The sequence below is a fragment of the Bradyrhizobium sp. GCM10028915 genome (assembly GCF_042666195.1).
In the GTDB taxonomy this organism is placed as follows: domain Bacteria; phylum Pseudomonadota; class Alphaproteobacteria; order Rhizobiales; family Xanthobacteraceae; genus Bradyrhizobium; species Bradyrhizobium canariense_D.
Window position 1 is genome coordinate 224,680 of sequence record NZ_JBHTFN010000044.1, and the last position, 23,328, is coordinate 248,007.

Here is a 23,328-nt window from a genome sequence, read left to right on the forward strand (position 1 = left end):
GTCGGCCTTGGTGCGTCCTCGAGCTAGAAGCGCGACTCAGGGCACCGGATGATTCGCCGATCCCTGCACGATCTTTCCGGCCGCGTTCACCCGCAGATATTCGCAGATCCGCTTTCCCCGCTCGTTCTCGTAGAACACCACCACGCTATCAGGGCTGACGAACAATTCGATCAGCGAGAAATGCAGATTCGGCAACAGGGCGAGCGCCTTGCCCCAATAGGCGCGCAACGCATCCTTTCCGCGCACGGTGCCGCTTTCATCGAATCCCATCGCGGGGATGCGGTCCGAGGTCATCACGGTTTCCTCGTCATAGAGCGTGAGCACGCGTTCGAGCTCGCGCGCGTTCCAGGCCTCGACCCAGGTGCGGCCGAGCTCTGCAAGCGATGACGGCTGATGATGGTTTGGCATGGCGTTCTCCCTGATCGGCCCTTGGTGAGTGGCGGGCCATATAGGTCAATAATACTTACCTATATCAATTTGTCCATACCCCAAAGAAGAATGTGGGCGCGCGGCCCGCGCGGTTGCGGGAAAAGCCCCCGTCGCGTATCTGCTTGCCATGACAGCAGCACAGACCGACCGCTCCGCGTCGACGCCCTCGGTGGCCTCGGCGCATGACAAGATTCTCATCGTCGACTTCGGCAGCCAGGTGACGCAGCTCATTGCGCGTCGCGTGCGCGAGGACGGCGTCTATTGCGAAATCGTCCCGTTCAACAAGGCCGAACAAGCCTTCAACGAGATGAAGCCGAAGGCGGTGATTCTCTCCGGCGGCCCTGAATCGGTACATGAGGCGGGATCGCCCCGGGCGCCGCAAGCGATCTTCGATTCCGGCGTGCCGGTAATGGGCATCTGCTACGGCCAGATGGCCATGGCGGAGCAGCTCGGCGGCACCGTCGAGGGCGGCCATCACCGCGAATTCGGCCGCGCCGATGTGGAGGTGAAGGCGCCGAGCAAGCTGTTCGAGGACGTCTGGTCGGCAGGCGGCAAGAACCAGGTCTGGATGAGCCATGGCGACCGCATCACCAAGATGCCGCCGGGCTTCTCGGTCGCCGGCACCTCGCCGAACGCGCCGTTCGCGATCATACAGGACGAGACGCGCAAATATTACGGCCTGATGTTCCACCCGGAAGTGGTGCACACGCCCGACGGCGCCAAACTGATCCGAAATTTCGTCCGCAAGATCGCAGGCCTTTCCGGCGACTGGACCATGCGCGCCTTCCGCGAGGAGGAGATCGCGAAGATCCGCGCCCAGGTCGGCACGGGCAGGGTGCTCTGCGGCCTGTCCGGCGGAGTCGATTCCGCGGTCGCGGCCGTGCTGATCCACGAAGCGATCGGCGAGCAGCTCACCTGCGTTTTCGTCGATCACGGCATGCTGCGCCTTGACGAAGCGAAGACGGTCGTCGACCTGTTCCGCCACCACTACAACATCCCGCTCGTGCACGTGGATGCCTCGAAGCAGTTTTTGGGCGAGCTCGAAGGCGTCACCGACCCGGAAGTGAAGCGCAAGACCATCGGTCGCCTCTTCATCGAGGTGTTCGAGGCGGAGGCCAAGAAGATCGGCGGCGCTGACTTCCTGGCGCAAGGCACGCTCTATCCTGACGTGATCGAGAGCGTCTCCTTCACCGGCGGCCCGTCGGCGACGATCAAGTCGCACCACAATGTCGGCGGGCTCCCCGAGCGCATGAACATGAAGCTGGTCGAGCCCCTGCGCGAGCTGTTCAAGGACGAGGTGCGCAAGCTCGGCCGCGAGCTCGGCCTGCCCGAAATCTTCGTCGGCCGCCACCCGTTCCCGGGCCCCGGCCTCGCCATCCGCTGCCCCGGCGAGATCACCCGCGACAAGCTCGAGATCCTGCGCAAGGCGGACGCGGTCTACATCGACCAGATCAGGAAGCACGGTCTCTACGACGACATCTGGCAGGCCTTTGCCGTGCTGCTTCCTGTGAAGACCGTGGGCGTCATGGGCGACGGCCGCACCTACGACTTCGTCGTCGGCCTGCGCGCCGTCACCTCCACCGACGGCATGACCGCGGACTTCTACCAGTTCGACATGAAGTTCTTGGGCGAGACCGCGACGCGCATCATCAACGAGGTGAAGGGCGTGAACCGGGTGGTGTATGACGTGACCAGCAAGCCGCCTGGGACGATTGAGTGGGAGTAGTTTTTAGAGACCGAGGCATGCTGATGCGCGCCGCGTTGAAAGTGGTGATGGCCGCAATATTTGCCATGCCGGCTGCGGTGGCTCTGGCGAAGTCTCCGGACTGCGCGAGTTGGCCCAATAACATGGCCCTCGTGCACCTCAAGAACGCCGGCCTGATTGATATCCCATCAGTGATCGAGGCGCAGACCAAGGCCGTTCGTCTCGCATCCGAAAAGATCGGCAAAGACCTCTACCAGCAGGTTTACGACATCACGTTTCACACCAAGGATGGCAAGACGATCGAGGTCATCACGAAAAGCCAAGCATCAAGCGAGGAATGCTCGATGAGCGGCGTCGACATCTACGTGGTCTCGAACAAAATCGGCGGGTCGGCGGAGCTGCCATCTGACGGCAGGACTAAAAAGTGATCCGGTTGCATCGAAAGCTCAAGAACCGAAATTGACCTGCAGCGGATGCGTAGGGCGGATTAGCCGCAAATCCGGCCTCTCTCGCCGAGTCGCGCGCAAGATGGCAGATTACGCTTCGCTAATCCGCCCTACGATCTCTGTCACGGCTTCACGAACCGATACACGAAGCGATCGGTTTTGCCCTTGATGGCGGGATCGAACACCTTGATCGTGTGCGGATCGTCCTTGTTCGCGAGCAGGGTGCTTTCCGCGTCCAGCACGAAGCCGACCGCCTCCACCTCCTTGCGAACGGATGCAGGCTCAATCCGATGCAGCGATTGGGCCTCGCTCGTGCCCGCCCCGAGCGCGGCGGCGTGGTCGACGATGACGTAGCACCCGCCGGGCTTCAGCCGCTCGTAGACGGCGCGATTGAAGTCGGCCGCCGTCGCGCCCCTGGCCTGGATCAGCGCGGTGTGGAGGTCGTGATAGAACAGGTGCAGCCACAGGACATCCGCTGGTCGCGTGACCTGCGGCATCGCCACGAGGTCCGCTGACACGGCTTCGACGTTGTCTCGGCCCGGCTCCTTCGCAAGCCTCCGCATAAGGCCGAGCGGATCGTTCTTGAAGTGCACGACTTCGGCCGGCACGAAGCTGTCAACCCGTCCTTCGGGTCCCACGATCTCGGAGAAGACACGGGTCCAGTCGCCGTCGGCTGGGTAAACGTCGATCACGGTGGCGCCCGCATCGATACGTGCGAACCGGATCAACTCGGACAGCTTGGATTGGTCGTACATCTGGATTTCCTTTAGGCTTGGGCATTCGACACGCGCGCGGCTCGTGCCAGTGCCTGCGTGTCGACGTACTCCCGGATGTTCGTCAGTTTGCCGTTGCGAACGGCGATGGCGAAGACCCAGTCGTCCCTAAACGTCTTGTTCGTGGCTTTGATCTTTCCCTTTGCGAATCCGACGACCAGGACCCGGTCTCCTTGCGCCACGAACTCGCGGGGTTCGGTGGACGTTTCGATCGACTTGGATGCCGTCTCGAGCAAATCCGCCACCCCGTCGTGCCCGCGATGCGTTCCGGCCAGCGGCCAGTCCTCGCCGGGGATGATCCACTCGATGTCCTCGCTGACCAGCGCCAGCAGAGCCTCGCTGTCGCCGCGGCCGATCGCGGCGAAGAAGTCCTTCACGGTCTGGATGTTCTTGTCGGTGCTCACAGTCATTTCTCCATGTCACTCGGATCGGATCGCGCGCGATCCGATCCCGTGTGTCGTATCCCCCAGGGTGGGAACCTCGTGTTCGTCAGTCGAACTTGACCAGATCCTTGAAGATCAGTTGACCCCAGCTGTTTCCACGCGCCTGCAGGAGCAGTCCGCCTTCCGAAAGCCCGCCAAGCTTGATCGGCGCGAAGCCGAGAGTTTCCGCAAGCGTGCCAATCTCCACTGTGGCGTCGTGATCGTCGCTCGCCAGGAACACGACTCTCCTGCCACCATGGAGGGCCGGATCCTGGGCAAGGACGGCAGCACCCAAATGGTTGAAGCCCTTGACCAGTCGACCGCCGGTGAAGGCTTGCGCGAGGGCCTTGGACGAAGGTTGTCCCCCCAGTCTCTCAGGCGGCACGCCGTAGGCGTTGGTCACATCGACGATCGTCTTGCCCTGCCAGGTGGGCAGCGCTTTCGCGACATCCTGGTGCGACTCGAAACGGACCGCCAAAAAGACGATGTCCGCCTTGACGGCGTCCGCCAGCTTTTTGGGAATGATCGAGGGTCCGATCACGGCCGCGGCGGATGTAAAGCTTTCCGGGTCGCGCGTGGTTGCAACGGAGACTTCGATGCCGTTGCGGGCAAACGCGCTGGCCAGGGCTTGGCCGATAGGGCCGAAGCCGATGATTGCGTAGCTCATGATGTTTCTCCGAATTTGTGTCGATGGCGCGGTCAGACCTGGGCCATGCCGCCATCGACGGCGAGATCCACGCCGGTGATGTAAGAACTTTCATCGGAGGCGAGGAACGTGACGGCAGCCGCGATTTCCTCCGGCTTGCCCCTGCGACCCATCGGGACCTGTGAAGCAAATTGGCTGGCCGCTTGCTCGGCTTGCTCGCGGGTCAAGCCCGTCGTCGTCTCCAGGGCGGGAGTCTCCGTTGGCCCGGGGCTCATCGTATTGACGCGGATTTTGCGGTCCTTCAGCTCCAGCGTCCAAGCGCGCGAGAAGCTGCGCACCGCCGCCTTGCTCGCGGCGTAGACGCTGAACCCCGGCAACCCCTTCACGTTCGACACCGAAGAGTTCAGGATGATCGAACCGCCGTCCTTAAAGAGGGGGAGGGCTTTCAGCACCGTAAAGAACAGGCCTTTCACGTTCACATCGAAGGTCTGGTCGAAATGGGCCTTGGTCGCTAGCGCGAGCGGCGCGATTGTCCCCGCGCCTGCGTTCGCGAAGAGAATGTCGATGTGACCATGTTTCTCCTTCACGACGGCATAGAGCCGGTCCAGATCTTCCAGGCGCGACACGTCGCTCACGACCGTCGTCACGTTTCTCTCGATGAAGGCTGCGGCCTCCTTCAGCTCTTTCTCGCGTCGCCCGGTGATCACCACGTGCGCACCTTCGTCCACGAAGCGCTTGGCCGTGGCCAATCCAATGCCGCTGCTGCCGCCGGTGATGACGGCGATCTTGCCTTCTAGTTTTTTCATGATGTTTATCTTTCATTGTGTGTGGGCCAGGCGCGGGACCGCGCCGGGATCAGAGTTGCGCCAGGCCGCCGTCGACGGCGACTTCGCTGGCGGTCATGAAGCTGCTGTCCGAGGAGGCGAGAAAGGCAGCCACCGCCCCGATCTCCGCCGGATCGGCCATGCGCTGCAGCGGAGTCATCGCGGCGAACACCTTCTGTCCCTCTTCGCCCAGCGCTTCCTTCGCGAGTTCGGTCGCGGTCGCTCCGGGCGACAGCACGTTGACCCGGATGCCGCTGCCTTTCAGGTCCTCCGCCCAGGTCCGCGCGAGGTTGCGCACGGCCGCCTTGCTCGCGCTGTAGGCGCTCATGGCCGGGGCGCCCGTCGTGCCGGCGCTCGATCCCGTCAGGATGATCGAACCGCCCCGGCGCATCAGCGGCAGCGCCTTCTGCACCGTGAAAATCGTACCCTTCACATTGGTGTCGAAGGCCTCATCGATGTGCGCGGCGGTGATCTTGCCGAGCGCAAGCTGACTTCCCGCGCCGGCATTGGCGAAGACGATGTCGAGGATTCCGCGCTCGGCCTTCACCGCCGCGTAGAGGCGGTCGAGGTCGGCTTCATCCGAGACCGAGCCCTTCACCGCGCGGGCATTGGGCCCGAGGGCGGCGACAGCAGCGTCGAGGGCTTGCTGTCGGCGGCCGAAGATGAAGACGAAAGCGCCATCCTCGATGAAGCGCTTTGCCGCGGCGCGGCCGATGCCGGTCGCGCCACCCGTGATGACTGCAACCTTGCCGTCAAGCTTTCCCATGATGTCTCCTGTCGTGGTGTCGGGGCAGCATCTGCCCCCGAGGACCCCGACATAGGTCCGCCGGCCCCAAGCGTTGAGTGCGGAAGCGCGCACATCGGTGGTGCGAAATCGATCCGGCCGGACGACTAACGCCGACGGCGACGATCGGTGTCCGTCGCTCAGAATGGGCCCTGCTGGCCGGAACCGGCTATGATCACTGCCCATACTGCTGTAGGAGGCATCAGATACGGCTTGAAAGGCGCACCGCGCGGTGCGGGATTGCACCATGATCGACTGGGACGATGTTCGCTATTTTCTAGCCGTCGCGCGGGGAGGCTCGGTGCGGGCGGCCGCCGAGCACCTCGGCGTGAACCACGCGACCGTGCTGCGACGCATCGCCCAGCTCGAGGAACGCCTTGGGGTCCAGATGTTCGAAAAGCTGCCTTCGGGCTACCGGCTGACGGCTGCGGGCGAGGAGGTCCTCGAATTCGCCGACCAGATGGAAGCCTCGTCACACCAGCTGGAGACGCGCGTGTTCGGGCGCGATCAGAGCGTGCGCGGGCGTCTGCGGGTGACGCTGGCGCCGCCGATGGCGACACATTTGCTGATGCCTGATTTCGCCGATTTCGCGCGTCTGCATCCCGATATCGAGATGGATGTCCTGTCGTTCGGCGAACTGGCAAATCTGACCAACCGTGAGGCCGACGTCGCGATCCGCGTCGTCTACGAGCGCAAAACCCTGCCGCAAAATCTTCATGGCATGAAGGGACCGGAGCTGTTCGGCGCCGTCTACATGTCCAGGGATCGACTGGCCGCGTGGCGTGCGGGCGCGCCGGATCCCTTCCGCTGGATCGTCATCAGCATGCACGGCATCCCGGATTGGGCCAGCGCGGGCGAGGTTCGCACCACGGACGTTCCATTCAGGACCAGTGACGCCGGAGCGCAGATCGCTGCTGTCCGGCAAGGGCTGGGGATCACGACACTGCCGTGCTTCGTCGGCGATGCCGACCCGCTGCTGGTGCGGGTGCCGGGGACCGACCTGCACATGTACGGAACGGTCTGGCTCCTCACGCAGGGAGAGACGCGCAAGACCAAGCGCGTGCGGCTGTTCACGGAGTTCGTATCACGCAGGCTCGCCGCGTACGCGCCGCTGCTGGCGGGGCTGTCGGTGGCGCGCGAGTGACGCGGGGCGGGTCGTGGGCGGAAAGCTTGGCCTCGACAGATCAAGGCGTTATCGTGCTTCCGAAACAATCGAGCGGGAGTAGGGTTGTGACTGCTATTGATCCAGCATCGCTGGGTGTTGTTTCCTGGAGAGGCAGCGCCGCTTAGGTCATGGGGTTTGGGGTATTCATCCATCGATTGGACTCGATCTACGACGACAGCCCCGCTGAGCAGTACCAATTTCCCAGTCAATATCTTCATCGCGTTGAAGCCTGCATCGGCGATTGGATAGTATATTACGAACCGAGCAAGGTTGCTGAAACGCGCGGTTACTTTGCAATTGCTCGGGTTCAGCAGGTTCTTCCCGATCCCGGTACTTCCGGGATGTATCTCGCTTTAATGGAACCGGGAAGCTATCTCGATTTTGCCAATTCAGTCCCATTCAACGGACCGACGGGTCCAGTAGAGCGCGGTGTTCTTAACGAACAGGGGCGGATTTCAGGACGCGCTCAGTCCGCAGTCCGCCCAATCTCTCCCGACGATTTCAATAGAATATGCGAGCTTGGTTTCGCGGAGAACGCGCCGCTGCTGCCGCGGCGCGACGGCGACCTTCCATCGCTCGATCTTAACGACCAGCCGCAGGTGCCATTCGCGGTTGAGCAGCAGCGCGACCGTGTTAGCGTAACGATCTCGAAAGTCCTGCGTGATCGAGTTTTCCGCCGCATCGTGCTGCGTGCCTATGAAGAGCGTTGCGCCGTCACCGGCCTCAAGCTCATCAATGGAAAGGGGCGCGCGGAGGTCGCGGCGGCTCACATACGCTCCGTCGAGGCAAACGGGCCGGACATCATCAGCAATGGCGTTGCTCTTTCGGGCACCGCACATTGGATGTTTGATCGTGGTCTCATCAGCTTCGCGGACGATCTGGAGATATTGATCTCGCGCCAGACAAACGATCTGGAGGGAGTGCAATCGATCATCAACAAGACGGGGCGCGCTCTTGCGCCGCGTCGTGCGTCAGATCGGCCACATCCGCACTTCTTAAAGTGGCACCGCGAGCATTGTTTCAAGCAATAAGCAAAACCATACGGCTCATGCGCTCGTACCCGCCCGCCGCTGAGCCGCAATCAGCATCTCCACAAACGCGGTCACCTTCGGCGGGCGGAAGCGGGCTGCGGGGTAGACCGTGTGGATGCCGCCGGATGGCAGTTGCCATTGCGGCAGGATGTGGATGAGGCGGCCCGCCGCGAGATCGTCGGCCACCAGGAAATCCGGCAGCACCGAAAGGCCGCCGCCGGCGAGCACCGCTGCGAGCACCCCCGGCGTCGTGTCGATGGCGATGCTCGCCTGCAGGCGCACGGCGCATCGATCGAGATCACCGCGCGAGAACTGCCACAGCAACGGCTCGCGCAGCGCCATGTTGGCGATGAACGGTAGCGTCACCAATTCGTCGGGATCGCGCGCGGCGGCGATCCGATCCGCGAATGCGGGAGCGCCGACCAGACATTGCCGGAACGATCCGATCTTGCGCGCCTGCAGGCTGGAATCGACCAGCCACCCCACACGGATCGCCATGTCGATCTGGCCTGAGGCGAGGTCGACCGTCTGATCTTCGAGCGTCAACTCCACGCGGCAGTGGGGATAGCGTGCCGCGTAGGCCGTGACGACGGCGACGACGACGGCGGTGCCGTAGTCGTTGGGCGCCGTGATCCGCAAGGTGCCGGTCGGCGCGGCGGCTGCCTGAGCGAGCTCGTCGAAGGCATCCTCCGCTTCGCGCAGGATCATGACGCAGCGCGCATGAAACATGCGGCCCGCCTCGGTCGGATGAACCCGGCGCGTCGTGCGCACGAGCAGGCTGGTGCCGAGATCGCGCTCCAGCTGCGCCACCTGCTGGCTCACCACGGCCTTGGTGATGCCGAGCCGTTCGGCGGCCCGCGTGAACGATCCGCTGTCCACGACGGCTGCGAAGTAGGCCAGTCGGTTCAGGTTCATGGGCTCTGTCCGGTCAGATTTATTGTCAGTCAATACCATACATTATGTCTGTTTTGTTGATATTTATCTACCAATGTGCGCGTGCCACATTGCGGTTCAAGGAGATCGCCATGTCCGCGCCCATTCAAATCACCTACCTGTTCGATCCGCTCTGCGGCTGGTGCTACGGCGCCGCCACGCTGCTCGAACAGCTCGTGACCCGTCCGGCTTTCGCTGTCGAACTTGCGCCGACAGGTCTGTTCGCCGGCGAGGGCGCCCGTCCGATGGACGACGGCTTTGCCGCTTATGCCTGGAGCAACGACCAGCGGATTTCGCGCTTGAGCGGCCAGCCCTTCAGCGAAGCCTATCGCCGCGATGTGCTGGGCGACCGTACGCGCCTGTTCGATTCCGGTCCGGCGACACTGGCGCTCACGGCTGTCGCGCTCACGGCGCCTGATCGGGAGTTCGCGGCGCTGAAGGCCTTCCAGCTCGTCCGCTATGTCGAGGGCCGCGACAGCACGGACATCTCCGTTCTGTCGGATGTGCTGCGCGCGATGAATTTGCCGGAGGTTGCCGCGCGCTTGGCGAGCCCCGACGCCGCGTTGATCGCCGCGTATCGCGCACGCCTCGAGGCCGCGCGTGCCGAGATGCGCCGGTTCGGTGCAAGCGGCGTCCCGGCCCTCATCGTCGGGGCGGGCGATGACCGCCGCCTCGTGCAGGCAAGCGCCCTGTTCGGCAGCCTGAACGTCCTGATCGACGGACTGAAGGCGGCCTGAGCGCAGCGGTCAACACGACCGGACGATCAGTGTGAATTTCCCAATCGCAGACTAGCACCAGGAGACCAACATGCCGACAAGGAGAACCATCATGAAAACCACTCTCGCCGCGGGCGCCGCCGCCGTCTTCGCACCCGCAGGCCTCGGCCATGCCGCGGGCGGGCTCGCCTGGAAGCATTTTCCGGCCGGACAGAACGGCTTCTTCCGGGCGCCCGTTCTGGTGTCCGGGCCAAGCGAAGCCGTGCTGATCGATGGCGGCTTCACGCTGTCCGATGGCAAGGCTGTCGCCGACGCCATCAAGGCCACCGGCAAGAAGCTCACCACCATCTATATCAGCCAGTCGGACCCGGATTATTATTTCAGCCTCGGCGCGATCAAGGCTGTCTTCCCCGAGGCCCGCGTGCTCGCGTCGCCAGCGACATTGGCGGCCATTCACGCCAGCGTCGAAAAGAAGCTTGCCGTCTGGGGGCCGCAACTCAAGGCGAACGGCCCGCAGGTGCTGGCCGATGTGGTCATCCCCGAAGCGTTCGACGGCAAGACGCTCAGCGTCGACGGCGAGACCATCGAGATCGTCAGCGCCGACGGCCTGGCCAACCGGCGCTATCTGTTCGTACCCTCGCTCAACGCGGTGTTCGGCGGCGTGCTGATCTTCTCCGGCGTCCATGTCTGGACCGCCGACACGCCGACCAGGGAGCAGCGCGCCGCCTGGATCGCCAATCTCGAAAAGATCGCGGCGCGCAAGCCGGCGATCGTCGTGCCCGGCCATTTGTCGGCGGATGCGAAGACCGACCTGTCCGGTGTCGAGCACACCATCGCCTACCTCAAGGCGTTCGACGAAGAGTTGGCCAAAACCAAGGATTCGGCGGCGCTCAAGGCGGCGATGGAAGCGCGCTTCCCCGGCCTCGGCATGGGCGTTGCGCTCGACATCGGCGCCAAGGTCGCCACCGGCGAGATGAAGTGGGGTTGAGATGGGGGCGAACCTCGACCTGATCCGCGCCACCTATGAGGGATCATCGTCGGAAGAGAACGGCCGCAACTTGCTGGCCGCTCTCGCTCCCGATGCCGCATGGACCGAAGCGGAAGGGTTTCCATACGCGGGCACCTATGTCGGGGCGGAGGCGATCATATCAGGCGTGTTCCGGCGTCTCGCCATCGAATGGACCGGCTACCGCGCCGATGTTCACACCTATCTCGAAGACGGCGACCGCGTCGCCGCCTTCGGCGTCTACTCCGGGACCTACAAGGCGACGGGCAAGTCCATGCGCGCCAATTTCGCGCATCTCTATCTGGTGAAGGACGGCAAGATCGCCAGCATGACCCAATATGTCGACACCGCGATGGTGCAAAAGGCATTGGAGCCTGCCGGCCGGTAACAGCCGCATCACGTCGGAATGCAGGAGGGGGAGCCCGCGACATGCGGGCTCCCCTTTTTCGTTCCGGCGTCTGCTAGATCTTGATGGAATTGTGCCTGGCCGAGGAAGTCCACCGCGCGCCAGAACGTGGTCATGGATATGACCGCCGGCCCCGTCTATACCGAGGTCCCACGACAGGCCAGAGCGGCGATCGTATGCTCGCAGTCATGGTGTTGAAGATATGACTGCCGACGACCTTGGATTTTTGACGTGAGGAGCCATGGCGGTTTCGGAAGACAACAAATCTCTCGCCCGCTATCTGAGAGATGTTACGCAGGGTTCACCGACGGTTACGAAATATTGGGATGACGCCCACGTCAGTGACGTCGACATCATGATCATCAAGGACGTGCCGGCAGGAGGCGTTTCCACTTATGCCAGCCTCGCGCTCTCTGACGCAAAAACCGGCCTGACGTCTGGCGGCAAGGCCCTGGGCGTCGAGATTCTGCTGGCTCTGGCGACGGCCGAGGGCGCCAACATGATCGCGACTTGCGCTTTCAGCATCAAGAAGGGCGAGATCACACCCTTGCCCGGCGTCGTCATTCCGCGAGCCCTGGAACTGTATGGCGAAGGGCGCGAGATGAAGCACGCCATGCTCATCTCTCCGTTCGTTTGGGACCTGGAAACACAGTCCTTCTCGGCCAAGTCCGTCGCCTGGCTGCAGGTACTGCCTATTTCCGACGCCGAGCGGGACTACGCGCTGGCGAACGGGCCCGAAGCGCTGGAGGATCTGCTCCAGGACCGACAGATCGACGTGTTTGACATCGATCGTCCCAGCGCTCTTTGATACCCTGACCGCCGCTATCTTCGTGGACGCCTGCGCTTCGCCTGGAGGATGCTGATGGCATTCGGCCCGATGGGTATCGCTTCGCGTCTCCCTACCGCGGCGCCAGCCCCGCACCGTTTTGAAATGCCAACAGCCCAATGCAGAAAATCGCTGCGCCAACCCACAGCACCACCGGGACCAGGTACGGCGACGAAATGACTTCGAGCACCGGGAACGCTTTGTCTGAAACAAACCTTCTGTGTGCCACCCATGCGGTTGCGACGAGGGGTGTAAAGGTGACAACGAAGTAGAGCGCCCCCAAAACCCAGCCAAAGGCGGTCAAATCCCTGGATCGCGTGACCTCTCCCGCGAAGCCAAGCGCGGCAATTGATACGAACGCGCCCAACGCGCTGATGAGGAGCTCGGCAGCCAGGACGACGATGGATAGAGTTGCAGTCATGCTTGGATTCCGTTTGCGAATGAGATTTCCCTGAAGCCGCAGCCCGGATGGCCGGTGACCGCATCAGCCACGATTGAAGTCCTCGAGATCGCGGATGAAGCGTTCGAAGTCGGGCGCCAGTTCGTGCAGAGGAAGGCAGTTCATCCGTACTGACATCTTGAAGGGGAACGCCCACTTTGTGGGTGAAGGGGGGCCGACAGTCTAACGCGTAGAGGAAGGTGCTTGCAATCGGTGTGGTGTTCCCTGAGGAAACCAGTTGCCGGACGTAGCTCCATCCGGGCTAGCGATCCGTGCCAAACCGCAATCGGTCGAGCGTGTCATGGCCGTCAGCGACTAGATGGCGCCGCCACGGAGGAGGGACGATGAAGGCGGCGCTGCAAAACTATCAGGACCGCATGCGACGGGTGCTGGACCATATCGACCGGCATCTCGACGGAGATCTGGACCTGGACGGCTTAAGCGCTGTTGCCGCCTTCTCGAAATTTCATTTCCACCGGCAGTTCTCGGCAACCTTCGGATTATCTGTGCATCGCTATGTCCAGCTGGCCCGCATGAAGCGCGCTTCGCACCAGCTGGCCTATATGGACGCCCTTGATGTCACGGATGTTGCGATGGATGCCGGTTACGACGCACCGGATGCCTTCGCCCGCGCCTTTCGGCAACGGTTCGGGCAATCTCCGTCGTCGTTCCGGAAGTCTCCCGACTGGGAGCCGTGGCTTGCGGCCTTAGGGCCTCTCGACAACGCCAGGAGCAAGCTCATGCAGAAGACGTTTACCACCGACGACGTGACGATCCGCGATGTGCAACCCACCAAGGTGGCGATCATGGAGCATCGCGGCGACCCGGCGACGCTTCCCGCCACAATCCAGCGCTTCATCGCGTGGCGCAAGGCGGCTCACCTGCACCCCAGCACAAGTCCGACCTTCAATGTCTGGCGTTCCGAGCGGCGGCCTGCGTCACCCGCCGATTACAGCGTGGACCTTTGCGTCGGGACCGCACAAGCGATCGTGGCGAACGGCGAAGAAATCAAGGCCGGCGAGATCCCCGGCGGACGCTGCGCGGTGCTGCGCGTTGTCGGTTACACCGACAATCTGGAGCCCGCCGCGCTCTATCTTTATCGCAACTGGCTTCCCGCCAGCGGCGAAGAAGCACGCGACTTCCCGATCTATTGCCAGCGGCTGAGCTTCTTCCCGGAGGTGCCGGAGCACGAGACAGTCGCGGACGTTTTTCTGCCGCTGAAATAGCGCCGCTCGCGGCGGCCTGTCGCTTCCGATCACGGAAACGGGCAGGCCGCCATTCCCCGATCAATATCGCCACGATGTGATCCCGCGTTCAACTCGGGAAACGGGTGGCAGCTCGCCGGTGCCTGATGTCTTGTTCGGCTCCTTTTTGACATCAGGAGAGTCTCGCGGTGGAACTGGCAAACAAGACGATCATCGTAACCGGCGCCAGCAGCGGTATCGGTGCTGCCGCAGCATCGTTGTTCGCGTCCGAAGGCGCCGATGTGGTGCTCGGGGCGCGTCGCGGCCCCGAGCTGCAGGCCGTTGTTGCAAGCATCAAGAGCGCCGGAGGGCGCGCGACGTTTCTCGCCGGGGATGTTCGGGACACCGGCTATGCAGCCCGCCTTGTCGAGCACGCCGTCAAGACTTTCGGAAAGCTCGACGGCGCTTTCAACAATGCCGGCATTGTCGGCGAGATGACGCCAGTCCCCGAGATGAGCGTCGAAAACTGGACCGATGTGCTTGCGGTGAATCTCACCTCGGCGTTCCTCAGCGCGAAGGCGCAGATCCCGGCACTGCGCAAGCAGGGCGGCGGTTCGATCGTTTTCACCTCGTCCTTCGTTGGCTTCAGCAACGGGGGCCTGCCGGGAATGGCGGCGTACGCAGCCTCAAAGGCAGGACTGATCGGCCTGGCTCAATCGCTGGGCGCCGAGCATGCGGCCGAAGGCATTCGCGTCAACGCGCTTCTGCCTGGAGGGACCATCACCCCGGCGGCGGGCGAGGGAAATCCCGACGCCCTGAATTTCATCGCCGGGCTCCACCCGATGAAGCGGATGGCCAGTCCCAAGGAGATCGCGCAGGCGGCGGTTTTTCTCCTGAGCGACCGGGCATCGTTCATGACGGGCAGCCCCATGACGGTTGACGGCGGCATGTCGGTCCGCCTGACCTGACCACGAATCCGCTCGGGCCCGATCGACGGGGCTCTGCGCCGTCGATCGAGCCAATTGATAGCGGGGCGCGCAGTGCGCGAAGGCCTGCTTCACCCGTGCGCCTCCTGCCAGTGCGGATAGGTGACATAGGCGGTGACGGCGCCTTGCTCATGCGAGCGAATGGTGACCTGCGTGCCCTTGGGCATGTGGACGGTCTCGCCCGGACCGGCGGTCATGGTGCCGGCGTTGCTCGACACCGAGAGCTTCCCTTCGAGCACGATCATGACGTCGTCGACAGCGATTGTCTCGTCGAGGATCTGGTTCGGCGCGTAGCGGCCGTAGCCGATGGTGATCGGCGCGCCGTGACGCTGGTCGATCACGTTGCCGACGAATATGTCGCCATCCTGGCCGGGCGAACGCTCGAGCGTTGCGTCCGAGATGGCAAACTTGCGAACTTGCATGAGATGTCTTCCGTCTTTTCAAAGTGGGCGGGTTGAGGACGATAGAAGCCTCAGGCAAGTGTTTTGTTCAGCGCGCCTTGCGGGACCGTTTGACGCAGATTGCGCGACGATGGCTGGCGCGCAGGAGACGATTGGTGCCCAGCCCACGGCGACGGTCGCCTCGGCGCAAACACTGGATGTTCGCCACGCATCTCCATGATACGAAACCCCCGTCGTTCGCTTCCGGAGCCAATGTTCATGTCTGCCACCGCGCCGAGTCAGTCGCCCGCAACCGCCGCCGAAACTGATCCCGAAACACTCGGCTGGATGAAAGGCTTCCCGCCGTCTCCGGACCGCACCATCAGCTTCCAGGATGGTTCGTTCCGCAGCTTCCCCGAGCTACGCTGGGCATGGAGCAACATCCGCCAGCTGGTGCCGACCGTGAATGTCTGGCGCGGCGCGGGGCCTGCATCGGTGTTGCCGCGGGAAGGCCACGACATCGATGCGTCGGCCTCGACCACCATGGACAGGCGGCCCATGACGTTCGCGAAGATGCTCGAGGAAACCTACACCGACGGCATCGCCGTGCTGCATCGGGGCAAGCTGATCTATGAGCGCTATTTCGGTGCGTTGAAGCCGCACAAGCCGCATATCGCGATGTCGGTGACGAAGTCGTTCACCGGCGTGCTCGCCGGCATTCTGGTCGCCGAGGGCAAGATCGATCCGCAGGCGCCCGTCACGGACTATGTGCCGGAGCTGAAGGCGAGCGCGTTCGGCGACGCGCGCGTGCACGAGGTCATGGATATGACCACCGGGCTCGAATACACCGAAGTCTACACCGACAAGAACTCGCATGTGTGGGGACTGCGGCGCGCCAACGGCATGGCGCCGATTCCACCCGACTATGACGGTGCGACCACCATCTTCGATTTCCTGGTCGGGCAAAAGAAGCAGGGCGAGCACGGCAAGGTCTTTGCCTACAAGACCGTCAACACAGACGTGCTGGCCTGGATCATCCGGCGCGTCAGCGGCATGACGTTGTCCGATCTGCTCTCCGAGCGCATCTGGCAGCCGATGGGCGCGGAGGAAGACGCGCATTACCACGTCGATCGCATCGGCACCGAAAGCGGCGGCGGCGGCCTGTCGACCTGCTTGCGCGATCTCGCCCGATTCGGCGAGACCATGCGCAATCACGGCCGCTCCAACGGCCGGCAGATCGTGCCTTCATCTGTCGTCGAGGACATCGCGCGCGGTCGCGATCCCGAGAAATTCAAGCCCGCCGGTTACACCACGCTACCCGGCGCCTCCTATCGCAATCAATGGTGGGTCACGCACAATGCCCACGGCGCATATATGGCGCGTGGCGTTCACGGCCAGGGCATCTATATCGATCCCAAGGCCGAGATGGTGATCGCGCGCTACGCCTCGCACCCCGCAGCGGGCAACGCCGCCAACGACCCCGTGACGCTGCCGGCCTACATGGCGCTGGCGAAGGAGCTGATGGCGGGCGAGTGAGGTCCGCCTACGGCAGCTCCCGCCAGCGCATCGGCAAAATGCCGTCCTGCCTGAAACTGGCGAGGAAGCGGAAGCGGGCGGCTTGCGGATTGGGGCGGGCTTCGATCGGCGTGCCCAGGATCTGCACAACGTCCGTCTCGTCATAGGCGGGCCAGGGTGGCAGACCCGATCCGTTCGGGTCCCCGTGCGCAGCGAAATTCACCCAATAGCTCATCATGATCCGCGCCAGAGCGCGGTCCTGTTCGGCCGGCGGTGCTGAGCTGCCGATCACCTGTTGCGGTGTCAGTGTGCCGAACACGAACGGGATTTCAGTGACGTGCGAGGCGATCGGCGTGTAGTGCGAGGTATAGCTGAAGTGATAGCCGTAGACTGGCGCGCGTCCCCCGCGCCAATGCAATCGCAGCCACTGCCAGCATTGCTCGCCGACCACGATGTCGCCCGTGAGCGCCGCCGCAGAAGTCCTGGCCTCCGCATCGGTCGCCGCGGGATAGACCTTCAGGAAATCGGCCATGCGCTCCTTGCCGAACATCGCCTCGGCCGCGGCGAGAAAGGCTTGCGCTGATTCGTCGGGGAGTGACTGCGAACGGAAAGGAAATTCCTCGGCCGCATTCCAGCCCGCCAGCAGCGGGATGTACATCTGTTCGCCGCGCCGGAAGCGCCGCGCGGGCACATCAGGAACGACAAGACCATCGATACTCGGCGAGAAGGCCGTCACGACCGGGCTGGTCCTGAAACTCCACGGCGCGGCTGCATTCAACGAATCGGCCGGCATGCTGCGCAAAGCTGCGATCGACGCGTTGTCCTGCTGCCGGGCAAAAGCGAGACCACGCGCGCGGGCTTCTTCAAAGCCCTGAAGCGGGCCGTGTTTGCCATCCCAGAACGCGCCGCTCTGTCCTATGGCCTTGTGAAACAGTCCGTGCGCGAGCGGCGAGGCGATCAGGATTCCGACGGCCATGGCGCCGGCGGATTCGCCGAACACGGTGACGTTCTCGGGGTCGCCTCCGAAGCCGGCGATGTTGGCCTTGACCCAGCGCAGCGCCGCCAGTTGATCCTGCAGGCCGTAATTGCCTGAAGGCGCCTCCGCGTCGAGATCGGGGTGGGCGAAGAAGCCTAAGATGCCGAGGCGGTAGTTGAAGCTGACGACGACGACACCTTTCGCTGCTAGCGCGTTGCCATCGGTTGCGGGATTCGCCGAGGAGCCGAACTGAAAGCCGCCGCCGTGAATCCACACCATCACGGGCCGCTTCTCATCCGCGTGCTTCGCCGCGGTCCAGATGTTGAGATAGAGGCAATCCTCGTCGCGCGGTCCCGGCCGCGGGTCGTTTTCGAGCGCCGATAGACACCCCGCGCCGAACACAAGCGCATCGCGCACGCCATCCCAGGACTCCGGGGGCTGCGGAGCGCACCAACGCAGAGGCCCGACCGGCGGTGCTGCGTAGGGAATGCCTTTGAACGCGATCACGCCGCTTGCATCGCGCGGGCCGCCACGCACGGCCCCCGCTTGCGTGCGGACCACGCGTTGCAGCCCGGCTGCTGTCGTACTCGTGAAACCATGCATGGCCGTTTCTTTCGATAGCGTGGGCGGCGCCCGGACGCCCCCGGGCAGGTTCAGGCGGCACCCTATCGACATTCCTCTTCGCTCGATTTAGATGTTCTACCAATCAATTTCTAAAAACCGGCAACATGCGGCAGCCGCTCCGTTTTCCATGGCCTGATCTTGATGTGGATGATGTCTCCGCGCCCGTTATCGCCGTGCGCGTCGACGTGATCGGGACCAAGGACGAGGTGCCCGATCACAGGCACCGCAAGGGGCAACTTGTCTTTGCGCTGGGCGGCGCCGTGACGTGCCGCGTTCCCACCGGTCTGTGGATGGTGCCGCCGCATTGCGCGGTGTGGATTCCAGGAGGCATGCAGCACAGCAACCTCGCGACGGAAAACGCCCGGCTGGTTTTCGTCTACATCGAGCCTGAGGTCGTGGACCTGCCGGATCGGTGCTGCACGCTTTCGATCTCCCCACTGCTGCGTGAAGTGATCGTCGAGCTGGCCAATCAGATCGCGGATGACGAGGCGAGGGTGGAGCTTCTGGCGAGCGTCCTGCTGCGCGAGCTTCCCCGCATGCCGGTTCAGCAGCTGCATCTGCCGCTCTCGCCCGAGCCGCGGTTGAAGAAGATTGCCGCGGCGCTGGCGAAAAACCCTTCCGATCGCAGGACGCTGGCCGAATGGGCCGATCGCGTCGCGCTGAGCGAGAGCAGCCTCGCGCGTCTCGTGGTCAGGGAGACGGGCTTAAGCTTCGGGCGGTGGCGCCAGCAATTGCACCTGATCGTCGCCTTGCGGGAGCTGACGTCCGGCGCGAGCGTGCAGCAGGTGTCCGCCGATCTCGGCTACGACTCCGTCGCGGCCTTCATCACCATGTTCAAGAAGGCGCTCGGGAAACCACCAGGGAAATATCTGAGCGGTATTTTCCCTGAATATAAGAATTGACTTATATTAGCGTCGACCGATATTAATCCTGGCACGAAACGACAAGGAGGAGCGCCATGGAGATCGACGTCGTCAGGGTATTAGGGCTGGTTACGCGTTCGGTGAGGAATTTCGAGAAGGACGGGAAGGCAGCCAGTGCGGTGACACTGACGCGGCTTTACGAGACCAGCGTCGACGATCTCTGGGACGCAGTGACCAGCGAGCAACGCATTCCGCGCTGGTTCTTTCCGGTCGGGGGAGATCTCCGGCTCGGCGGAAAATACCAGCTCAAGGGGAATGCAGGCGGGACCATCACGGCATGTACGCCGCCGACCCATTTTGCGGCGACCTGGGAATTCGGCGGCGCGATGAGCTGGATCGACGTCAAGCTGACCGCAGAACGAAGCCAGGCGCGGCTGACGCTCGAGCACACCGCGATGATCGAGGATCATTGGAATCAGTTCGGTCCAGGGGCAGTCGGGATCGGCTGGGATCTCGCCATTGCCGGGCTGGAGCGATATGTTGCGACCGGGGCATCGGTCGACCATGAGACGGCCGAGGCATGGATGGGCTCTCCCGCGGGCAAGGAATTCATGACGAGCAGCGGCGAGTATTGGCGCGCAGCGCATGTCGCAAGCGGCGTGGATCCTGCGTCCGCGAAACAGCGGTCGGACCGTACCATCGCTTTCTATCGCGGCGAGACGCCGCCCGACGTGGCGCATCCGGGCACAGGAAGCTGATGCAAATCTTCGAGGTCCTTGCCGACCCCGTCCGCCGTCGCATCCTCGAGCTGCTTGCGCCCGGCGAGATGGCGTCCGGCGAGGTCGTCGAAGTGATCGGAGCGGAGTTCGGGATCACGCAGGCCGCCGTGTCGCAGCACCTCAAGGTGCTGCGCGAGAGCGGCTTCGCGACGGTTCGGGCGGAGGCGCAAAGACGGCTCTATTCGGTCGATGCTGCGGGCCTCCAAGCGGTGGATGCATGGATCGGTCAGTTCCGCAATTTCTGGGAGCCGAAGCTGGATGCGCTGGCGACGGAAATCGCGCGCGGCAAACGCGAGCGTCGTAACGCGCCAATGAGCAAGCGGAGCGGGAAGCGGGCGTGAAGGCATCGCGGCCACGCCTCATGGAGACGTTTCCGTTCTTTGCCCGGCGGGGGATGGGCTTGAGCGGCGGCATCTCGGTGTCGCCCGGGCTGGCGGCCCATCTGAGGCCGTACTGCAGGTTCGCGGCCTGCGCGGCGGCGACGAGCTGTACAAAGCCCCAGACGATTGCGGCGGGCAGCATCGATAGCTCGAAGCTCATCGCCATTGGCTGTCCCCCAATCTGCAAGAAATCAGCGCGATCCCGGGTGCCATCCGGGAGTTTGGGAATCTCGGGATCGAGGTGATCCCAGGCATATCCGCGCGAGCAGAACAGCACGACGGACGGTTTGAACGTGCTGGCATCGTCCAGCGTGCCGACATAGATGCCGATTAAGTCCGGCTTCTCGTCCGGCTTGTTGTAGATAGGCGAGCCGCAGTTCGGACAGAACCCTTTGCGCTTGACCGCGCCGCTGACGGCAGTGCGCTCGATTTCGCGCACCTCGCCTGTCACCGCGACTGCGCTGCGCGCGAACACGAAGATGGAGCTGTGGCCGCTGCCGGTATCGCGCTGACAGTCGCTGCACTGGCATTGGAAGCCGCGGATCGGCGCGGACGCAATGGTGTAACAAACCGCGCCGCAGGCACAACGACCTGAATATGTCATTCGTCTCCCTCCCAACGGGCCGGCGCGATTTCACACAAGCCGGATATTTGCCGGCCCGCTCACTCGCGCGACATCTTCTCGAACCTCTTCACCAGCCGCTCCCGCTTCAGCCGCGACAGGCGCTGGATCCAGAACATGCCGTCGAGCTGGTCGATCTCGTGCTGGTGGCAGACAGCACGCAAGGCTTCCGACTCCTCTTTGTGCATGCTGCCGTCGAGATCCCGATAGCTGATCCGCACGCGGGCGTGGCGCTGGACCTCGTCGTTGACGCCGGGCATCGAGACGCTGCCTTCGTGATGCAGGATCATCTCGGGTGAGGCCCATTCGATCTCCGGATTGACATAGGTCTGTGCACCGTCCCTGGCGTCGAGCTCGAGCACGACGACGCGCAAGGGCACGCCGACATGCGGCGCCGTGATGCCGATGCCGGGCGCGGCGCGCATGGTCTCGAGCAGATCATTTGCAAGCTCGCGGAGCGCATCGTCGAACGCGGTGACGGGGTGAGCCGGCATCGCGAGCCGGCGGTCGGGATAGCGGACGATCGGGCGAATGGTCATGCAAGCTCCTAGCACTCACGGATGGTTGAAGATCCCGTTCTTGACGCCCTACCAACTGGAAGGTAGCTAGGGACCATGACCAACGTTTCCTCGACAGCCGACGACATCCTGGCCTGCGCGCGCAGCTTGATCATCGCGGGCGGCTACAATGGTTTCAGCTACGCCGACGTGGCCGAGGTGGTCGGTATCCGCAAGCCGAGCATCCACCATCATTTCGCCAGCAAGGTCGATCTGGTCCGCACGCTCGTGTCGCGCTACCGCGCCGAAGCCGAGGCGGGACTGTCCGCGCTCGAGCGCAATGTCCCTGATCCGCGCGACCAGCTCGAAAACTATGTCGCGTACTGGAAGGCGTGCATCAATGATGCGACAGCGCCGTTCTGCGTGTGCGCGCTGCTGGCCAGCGAGCTTCCGATCCTGCCGGAGGAGGTTGCGCTCGAAGTCCGTGCGCACTTCCGCTCCTTGGCTTCCTGGCTGACGGCCGTCATGGAGCGTGGCAAGCGGAAAGGGCAACTCAAACTCTCCGGCACAGCCCGCGTCGAGGCCGAAGGATTCATGGCGACCATTCACGGCGCCATGCTGTCGGCGCGTGCCTATGGCGATCCAAAGATGTTCGGTGTGATTACCACCCCGCTGCTGGACCGGCTGTCCAACAAGCACTGAGAGACATCGGCGAGACGATGACGATAGCCAGCAAGTGGGCTGGATCGAAGACGGTTTCGTTGTGTGTAAGAAAACTACCAACTAGTAGGTATAGGAGAGACTGCGATGGCGCGATATCAATTGAATCCGGTTCATTGCGACCGCGAGCGATGGCTGAAGCAATATTACTTCGTGCGAGCGGCGTTCTCGGTTGCCTGGGTCGCTGCTGCGGTTGCCGCCGGGGCTTCTTCTCCAGTGATCGCCGGCGCCTTGCTCGTCCTCTATCCCGCATGGGACGCCGCTGCCAACTTCGCGGACGCGGTTCGCAGCGGCGGACTCGCTCAAAGCCGCCCGCAGGCTCTGAACGTTGTGGTCAGCCTGGCGACCACCGTCGCGGTGCTTGTGACCTTGCAGATGAGCATGAACCGGGTGCTCGGAATCTTCGGGGCATGGGCGATCCTGTCGGGATTGCTCCAACTCGGAACGGCCATCCAGCGCTGGCGGAGTTTTGGCGCGCAATGGGCCATGGTGCTCAGCGGGGGCCAGTCGGCTCTCGCAGGCGGCTTCTTCATCTTTCAGGCCACGATGCCCGCGATTCCCTCGATCGCGAATGTCGCGGGCTATGCTGCAGTCGGTGCGCTCTACTTCCTGGTCTCGGCGGTCTGGCTCACGGTCGGCGAGTGGCGGCGTAGCGCGGCTGTTTGAAGCCTTGCCATTCAAGCCTTGTCGCGGACGCTCACCCGTCCGGATAGGGCGTGCCGTCCTTGTGCACGAATCGGCCGTCGGAGTTGGCGCTCATCATGTCGATGTCGGAGCAAATCGTGAGATCGTCGGGCGAGCGAGAGCCGACTTCGAGATAGAGGGCGATGGCGCTCGAACGGTTGATCAAGTGATGGCCGTTGCCGCTGTTTTTCGCGAAGGCGGCGCAGTCACCGGCGCGGAGCACGATCTCGCATTTGTCCTCGATCAGCGTCACTTCGCCTTCGAGGACATAGACGAATTCGTCCTCATGCGAGTGCCAATGCCGCTGGCTCGACCAGTTGCCGGGCGGCAAGCGCATCAGGTTGACGCCGAAATCGGACAAGCCTCCGGCATTGCCGAGCCGCTGCCGGACCCGATCGGCGCAAGGTGCATCGAAGGGCGCGGGGTAGCCGGCGCCCTTGCGGGCGGGTACGGCAGCGATGTCGATTTTCGGCATAAGCATTTCCCTGCAGTTCTCTAGCGTTGCGTGGCCTGGCACATCGCGGAGCGCCAGGCGCGTCGTCGAACCCGGTCACGGATTTCGCCGCA

At 63.4% G+C, this 23,328-nt stretch carries 28 protein-coding genes and 1 pseudogene; 16 read left to right on the plus strand and 13 right to left on the minus strand.

Going from position 1 to position 23,328, the window contains the following annotated elements; all coding sequences use genetic code 11:
• Window positions 1–36 precede the first annotated feature (36 nt).
• Window positions 37–408: a nuclear transport factor 2 family protein gene (locus tag ACFQX9_RS21110; RefSeq protein WP_085352858.1), complete on the minus strand. Its 372-nt coding sequence runs from the start codon at window positions 406–408 to the stop codon at window positions 37–39.
• Between the two features lie 148 nt (window positions 409–556).
• On the opposite strand from ACFQX9_RS21110, the gene guaA reads away from it, so the two are divergent.
• Together guaA and ACFQX9_RS21120 are read left to right on the plus strand one after the other, a co-directional pair.
• Entirely contained in the window at window positions 557–2,155 is a 1,599-nt protein-coding gene (gene guaA / locus ACFQX9_RS21115) for a glutamine-hydrolyzing GMP synthase (protein WP_377790337.1), read from the plus strand.
• Window positions 2,156–2,172: 17 nt separating this feature from the next.
• A complete protein-coding gene (locus ACFQX9_RS21120) occupies window positions 2,173–2,562 on the plus strand; it encodes a hypothetical protein (RefSeq protein ID WP_018459189.1) in 390 nt (129 codons plus the stop codon).
• 140 nt (window positions 2,563–2,702) lie between these two features.
• On the opposite strand, the gene ACFQX9_RS21125 is transcribed toward ACFQX9_RS21120, so the two are convergent.
• The 5 genes from ACFQX9_RS21125 to ACFQX9_RS21145 form a co-directional block, all read right to left on the minus strand.
• Window positions 2,703–3,335, minus strand: a complete 633-nt coding sequence (locus ACFQX9_RS21125) for a methyltransferase (protein WP_377790339.1) — start codon at window positions 3,333–3,335, stop codon at window positions 2,703–2,705.
• Between the two features lie 11 nt (window positions 3,336–3,346).
• Window positions 3,347–3,757, minus strand: coding sequence for a nuclear transport factor 2 family protein (locus tag ACFQX9_RS21130; protein WP_085352861.1), 411 nt, complete (start codon window positions 3,755–3,757; stop codon window positions 3,347–3,349).
• Between the two features lie 85 nt (window positions 3,758–3,842).
• Window positions 3,843–4,442: an NADPH-dependent F420 reductase gene (locus tag ACFQX9_RS21135; RefSeq protein ID WP_085352862.1), complete on the minus strand. Its 600-nt coding sequence runs from the start codon at window positions 4,440–4,442 to the stop codon at window positions 3,843–3,845.
• Window positions 4,443–4,474: 32 nt separating this feature from the next.
• A complete protein-coding gene (locus ACFQX9_RS21140) occupies window positions 4,475–5,227 on the minus strand; it encodes an SDR family NAD(P)-dependent oxidoreductase (RefSeq protein WP_377790342.1) in 753 nt (250 codons plus the stop codon).
• Between the two features lie 49 nt (window positions 5,228–5,276).
• Window positions 5,277–6,011 carry an SDR family NAD(P)-dependent oxidoreductase gene (locus tag ACFQX9_RS21145; protein WP_377790344.1) on the minus strand — a complete coding sequence of 245 codons (735 nt, stop codon included), beginning with the start codon at window positions 6,009–6,011 and terminating at the stop codon, window positions 5,277–5,279.
• Between the two features lie 265 nt (window positions 6,012–6,276).
• Here ACFQX9_RS21145 and ACFQX9_RS21150 point away from each other — a divergent pair, with 265 nt between their 5' ends.
• Both ACFQX9_RS21150 and ACFQX9_RS21155 read left to right on the plus strand, forming a co-directional pair.
• Window positions 6,277–7,173 carry a LysR family transcriptional regulator gene (locus ACFQX9_RS21150; protein WP_018459184.1) on the plus strand — a complete coding sequence of 299 codons (897 nt, stop codon included), beginning with the start codon at window positions 6,277–6,279 and terminating at the stop codon, window positions 7,171–7,173.
• 149 nt (window positions 7,174–7,322) lie between these two features.
• Window positions 7,323–8,225, plus strand: a complete 903-nt coding sequence (locus tag ACFQX9_RS21155) for an HNH endonuclease (RefSeq protein WP_377790347.1) — start codon at window positions 7,323–7,325, stop codon at window positions 8,223–8,225.
• Window positions 8,226–8,240: 15 nt separating this feature from the next.
• Here the strand turns inward: ACFQX9_RS21155 and ACFQX9_RS21160 are convergent, their stop codons facing one another.
• Window positions 8,241–9,140, minus strand: a complete 900-nt coding sequence (locus ACFQX9_RS21160) for a LysR substrate-binding domain-containing protein (RefSeq protein WP_377790348.1) — start codon at window positions 9,138–9,140, stop codon at window positions 8,241–8,243.
• Window positions 9,141–9,250: 110 nt separating this feature from the next.
• Between ACFQX9_RS21160 and ACFQX9_RS21165 the strand changes: the two genes are divergently transcribed.
• The 4 genes from ACFQX9_RS21165 (at window position 9,251) to ACFQX9_RS21180 (ending at window position 12,094) form a co-directional block, all read left to right on the plus strand.
• Entirely contained in the window at window positions 9,251–9,895 is a 645-nt protein-coding gene (locus tag ACFQX9_RS21165) for a DsbA family protein (protein WP_377790350.1), read from the plus strand.
• Window positions 9,896–9,965: 70 nt separating this feature from the next.
• Window positions 9,966–10,862, plus strand: coding sequence for an MBL fold metallo-hydrolase (locus ACFQX9_RS21170; protein WP_026233752.1), 897 nt, complete (start codon window positions 9,966–9,968; stop codon window positions 10,860–10,862).
• 1 nt (window position 10,863) lies between these two features.
• Window positions 10,864–11,268: a nuclear transport factor 2 family protein gene (locus ACFQX9_RS21175; RefSeq protein WP_204510960.1), complete on the plus strand. Its 405-nt coding sequence runs from the start codon at window positions 10,864–10,866 to the stop codon at window positions 11,266–11,268.
• Between the two features lie 259 nt (window positions 11,269–11,527).
• Window positions 11,528–12,094: a suppressor of fused domain protein gene (locus ACFQX9_RS21180; RefSeq protein ID WP_085352868.1), complete on the plus strand. Its 567-nt coding sequence runs from the start codon at window positions 11,528–11,530 to the stop codon at window positions 12,092–12,094.
• Between the two features lie 91 nt (window positions 12,095–12,185).
• On the opposite strand, the gene ACFQX9_RS21185 is transcribed toward ACFQX9_RS21180, so the two are convergent.
• Entirely contained in the window at window positions 12,186–12,533 is a 348-nt protein-coding gene (locus ACFQX9_RS21185) for a hypothetical protein (RefSeq protein ID WP_085352869.1), read from the minus strand.
• A 362-nt stretch (window positions 12,534–12,895) separates the two neighbouring features.
• Between ACFQX9_RS21185 and ACFQX9_RS21190 the strand changes: the two genes are divergently transcribed.
• The gene (locus tag ACFQX9_RS21190; RefSeq protein ID WP_377790353.1) at window positions 12,896–13,777 is read left to right on the plus strand and encodes a GyrI-like domain-containing protein; all 882 of its coding nucleotides are present in this window, start codon (window positions 12,896–12,898) and stop codon (window positions 13,775–13,777) included.
• Between the two features lie 167 nt (window positions 13,778–13,944).
• Window positions 13,945–14,703 (plus strand): SDR family oxidoreductase, encoded by a 759-nt coding sequence (locus tag ACFQX9_RS21195; RefSeq protein ID WP_085395942.1) that lies wholly within the window; start codon window positions 13,945–13,947, stop codon window positions 14,701–14,703.
• A gap of 89 nt (window positions 14,704–14,792) precedes the next feature.
• Here ACFQX9_RS21195 and ACFQX9_RS21200 read toward each other — a convergent pair whose 3' ends face one another.
• On the minus strand, window positions 14,793–15,143 hold the full coding sequence (locus ACFQX9_RS21200; RefSeq protein WP_247338078.1) for an ethanolamine utilization protein: 351 nt from the start codon (window positions 15,141–15,143) through the stop codon (window positions 14,793–14,795).
• A gap of 237 nt (window positions 15,144–15,380) precedes the next feature.
• On the opposite strand from ACFQX9_RS21200, the gene ACFQX9_RS21205 reads away from it, so the two are divergent.
• Window positions 15,381–16,637 carry a serine hydrolase domain-containing protein gene (locus ACFQX9_RS21205; RefSeq protein ID WP_377790356.1) on the plus strand — a complete coding sequence of 419 codons (1,257 nt, stop codon included), beginning with the start codon at window positions 15,381–15,383 and terminating at the stop codon, window positions 16,635–16,637.
• Window positions 16,638–16,644: 7 nt separating this feature from the next.
• Here ACFQX9_RS21205 and ACFQX9_RS21210 read toward each other — a convergent pair whose 3' ends face one another.
• The gene (locus ACFQX9_RS21210; RefSeq protein ID WP_247368805.1) at window positions 16,645–18,195 is read right to left on the minus strand and encodes a carboxylesterase/lipase family protein; all 1,551 of its coding nucleotides are present in this window, start codon (window positions 18,193–18,195) and stop codon (window positions 16,645–16,647) included.
• A gap of 125 nt (window positions 18,196–18,320) precedes the next feature.
• Here ACFQX9_RS21210 and ACFQX9_RS21215 point away from each other — a divergent pair, with 125 nt between their 5' ends.
• From ACFQX9_RS21215 to ACFQX9_RS21225, 3 genes are read left to right on the plus strand one after another with little or no spacing between them, the layout of a single operon-like run.
• Complete coding sequence (locus ACFQX9_RS21215; protein WP_247297497.1) at window positions 18,321–19,118, plus strand: helix-turn-helix domain-containing protein; 798 nt, start codon at window positions 18,321–18,323, stop codon at window positions 19,116–19,118.
• A 56-nt stretch (window positions 19,119–19,174) separates the two neighbouring features.
• Window positions 19,175–19,837 (plus strand): SRPBCC family protein, encoded by a 663-nt coding sequence (locus ACFQX9_RS21220; RefSeq protein ID WP_247368455.1) that lies wholly within the window; start codon window positions 19,175–19,177, stop codon window positions 19,835–19,837.
• Window positions 19,837–20,199 carry a helix-turn-helix transcriptional regulator gene (locus ACFQX9_RS21225; RefSeq protein ID WP_018459176.1) on the plus strand — a complete coding sequence of 121 codons (363 nt, stop codon included), beginning with the start codon at window positions 19,837–19,839 and terminating at the stop codon, window positions 20,197–20,199. Before ACFQX9_RS21220 ends, ACFQX9_RS21225 begins: the two co-directional genes overlap by 1 nt.
• 361 nt (window positions 20,200–20,560) lie before the next feature.
• On the opposite strand, the pseudogene ACFQX9_RS21230 reads toward ACFQX9_RS21225, so the two are convergent.
• Together ACFQX9_RS21230 and ACFQX9_RS21235 are read right to left on the minus strand one after the other, a co-directional pair.
• Window positions 20,561–20,842, minus strand: a pseudogene (locus ACFQX9_RS21230) (GFA family protein); the annotation flags it as partial.
• A gap of 59 nt (window positions 20,843–20,901) precedes the next feature.
• Complete coding sequence (locus tag ACFQX9_RS21235) at window positions 20,902–21,399, minus strand: peptide deformylase (RefSeq protein WP_377790359.1); 498 nt, start codon at window positions 21,397–21,399, stop codon at window positions 20,902–20,904.
• A 75-nt stretch (window positions 21,400–21,474) separates the two neighbouring features.
• On the opposite strand from ACFQX9_RS21235, the gene ACFQX9_RS21240 reads away from it, so the two are divergent.
• Complete coding sequence (locus ACFQX9_RS21240; RefSeq protein ID WP_247297494.1) at window positions 21,475–22,059, plus strand: TetR/AcrR family transcriptional regulator; 585 nt, start codon at window positions 21,475–21,477, stop codon at window positions 22,057–22,059.
• A gap of 105 nt (window positions 22,060–22,164) precedes the next feature.
• Window positions 22,165–22,743, plus strand: a complete 579-nt coding sequence (locus ACFQX9_RS21245) for a DUF308 domain-containing protein (RefSeq protein ID WP_377790362.1) — start codon at window positions 22,165–22,167, stop codon at window positions 22,741–22,743.
• A 31-nt stretch (window positions 22,744–22,774) separates the two neighbouring features.
• On the opposite strand, the gene ACFQX9_RS21250 is transcribed toward ACFQX9_RS21245, so the two are convergent.
• Window positions 22,775–23,236: a cupin domain-containing protein gene (locus ACFQX9_RS21250; RefSeq protein WP_018459171.1), complete on the minus strand. Its 462-nt coding sequence runs from the start codon at window positions 23,234–23,236 to the stop codon at window positions 22,775–22,777.
• Window positions 23,237–23,328 lie beyond the last annotated feature (92 nt).

Excerpts from the sequence above, each read along its gene's own strand:
- guaA (WP_377790337.1), top strand. The coding sequence starts at position 557 with ATGACAGCAGCACAGACCGACCGCTCCGCGTCGACGCCCTCGGTGGCC.
- ACFQX9_RS21160 (WP_377790348.1), bottom strand. The coding sequence starts at position 9,140 with ATGAACCTGAACCGACTGGCCTACTTCGCAGCCGTCGTGGACAGCGGA.
- ACFQX9_RS21120 (WP_018459189.1), top strand. The coding sequence starts at position 2,173 with ATGCTGATGCGCGCCGCGTTGAAAGTGGTGATGGCCGCAATATTTGCC.
- ACFQX9_RS21150 (WP_018459184.1), top strand. The coding sequence starts at position 6,277 with ATGATCGACTGGGACGATGTTCGCTATTTTCTAGCCGTCGCGCGGGGA.
- ACFQX9_RS21125 (WP_377790339.1), bottom strand. The coding sequence starts at position 3,335 with ATGTACGACCAATCCAAGCTGTCCGAGTTGATCCGGTTCGCACGTATC.
- ACFQX9_RS21180 (WP_085352868.1), top strand. The coding sequence starts at position 11,528 with ATGGCGGTTTCGGAAGACAACAAATCTCTCGCCCGCTATCTGAGAGAT.
- ACFQX9_RS21170 (WP_026233752.1), top strand. The coding sequence starts at position 9,966 with ATGCCGACAAGGAGAACCATCATGAAAACCACTCTCGCCGCGGGCGCC.
- ACFQX9_RS21110 (WP_085352858.1), bottom strand. The coding sequence starts at position 408 with ATGCCAAACCATCATCAGCCGTCATCGCTTGCAGAGCTCGGCCGCACC.
- ACFQX9_RS21185 (WP_085352869.1), bottom strand. The coding sequence starts at position 12,533 with ATGACTGCAACTCTATCCATCGTCGTCCTGGCTGCCGAGCTCCTCATC.
- ACFQX9_RS21155 (WP_377790347.1), top strand. The coding sequence starts at position 7,323 with ATGGGGTTTGGGGTATTCATCCATCGATTGGACTCGATCTACGACGAC.
- ACFQX9_RS21240 (WP_247297494.1), top strand. The coding sequence starts at position 21,475 with ATGACCAACGTTTCCTCGACAGCCGACGACATCCTGGCCTGCGCGCGC.
- ACFQX9_RS21200 (WP_247338078.1), bottom strand. The coding sequence starts at position 15,143 with ATGCAAGTTCGCAAGTTTGCCATCTCGGACGCAACGCTCGAGCGTTCG.
- ACFQX9_RS21140 (WP_377790342.1), bottom strand. The coding sequence starts at position 5,227 with ATGAAAAAACTAGAAGGCAAGATCGCCGTCATCACCGGCGGCAGCAGC.
- ACFQX9_RS21235 (WP_377790359.1), bottom strand. The coding sequence starts at position 21,399 with ATGACCATTCGCCCGATCGTCCGCTATCCCGACCGCCGGCTCGCGATG.
- ACFQX9_RS21190 (WP_377790353.1), top strand. The coding sequence starts at position 12,896 with ATGAAGGCGGCGCTGCAAAACTATCAGGACCGCATGCGACGGGTGCTG.
- ACFQX9_RS21135 (WP_085352862.1), bottom strand. The coding sequence starts at position 4,442 with ATGAGCTACGCAATCATCGGCTTCGGCCCTATCGGCCAAGCCCTGGCC.
- ACFQX9_RS21215 (WP_247297497.1), top strand. The coding sequence starts at position 18,321 with ATGCGGCAGCCGCTCCGTTTTCCATGGCCTGATCTTGATGTGGATGAT.
- ACFQX9_RS21165 (WP_377790350.1), top strand. The coding sequence starts at position 9,251 with ATGTCCGCGCCCATTCAAATCACCTACCTGTTCGATCCGCTCTGCGGC.
- ACFQX9_RS21245 (WP_377790362.1), top strand. The coding sequence starts at position 22,165 with ATGGCGCGATATCAATTGAATCCGGTTCATTGCGACCGCGAGCGATGG.
- ACFQX9_RS21210 (WP_247368805.1), bottom strand. The coding sequence starts at position 18,195 with ATGCATGGTTTCACGAGTACGACAGCAGCCGGGCTGCAACGCGTGGTC.
- ACFQX9_RS21250 (WP_018459171.1), bottom strand. The coding sequence starts at position 23,236 with ATGCCGAAAATCGACATCGCTGCCGTACCCGCCCGCAAGGGCGCCGGC.
- ACFQX9_RS21225 (WP_018459176.1), top strand. The coding sequence starts at position 19,837 with ATGCAAATCTTCGAGGTCCTTGCCGACCCCGTCCGCCGTCGCATCCTC.
- ACFQX9_RS21175 (WP_204510960.1), top strand. The coding sequence starts at position 10,864 with ATGGGGGCGAACCTCGACCTGATCCGCGCCACCTATGAGGGATCATCG.
- ACFQX9_RS21220 (WP_247368455.1), top strand. The coding sequence starts at position 19,175 with ATGGAGATCGACGTCGTCAGGGTATTAGGGCTGGTTACGCGTTCGGTG.
- ACFQX9_RS21145 (WP_377790344.1), bottom strand. The coding sequence starts at position 6,011 with ATGGGAAAGCTTGACGGCAAGGTTGCAGTCATCACGGGTGGCGCGACC.
- ACFQX9_RS21205 (WP_377790356.1), top strand. The coding sequence starts at position 15,381 with ATGTCTGCCACCGCGCCGAGTCAGTCGCCCGCAACCGCCGCCGAAACT.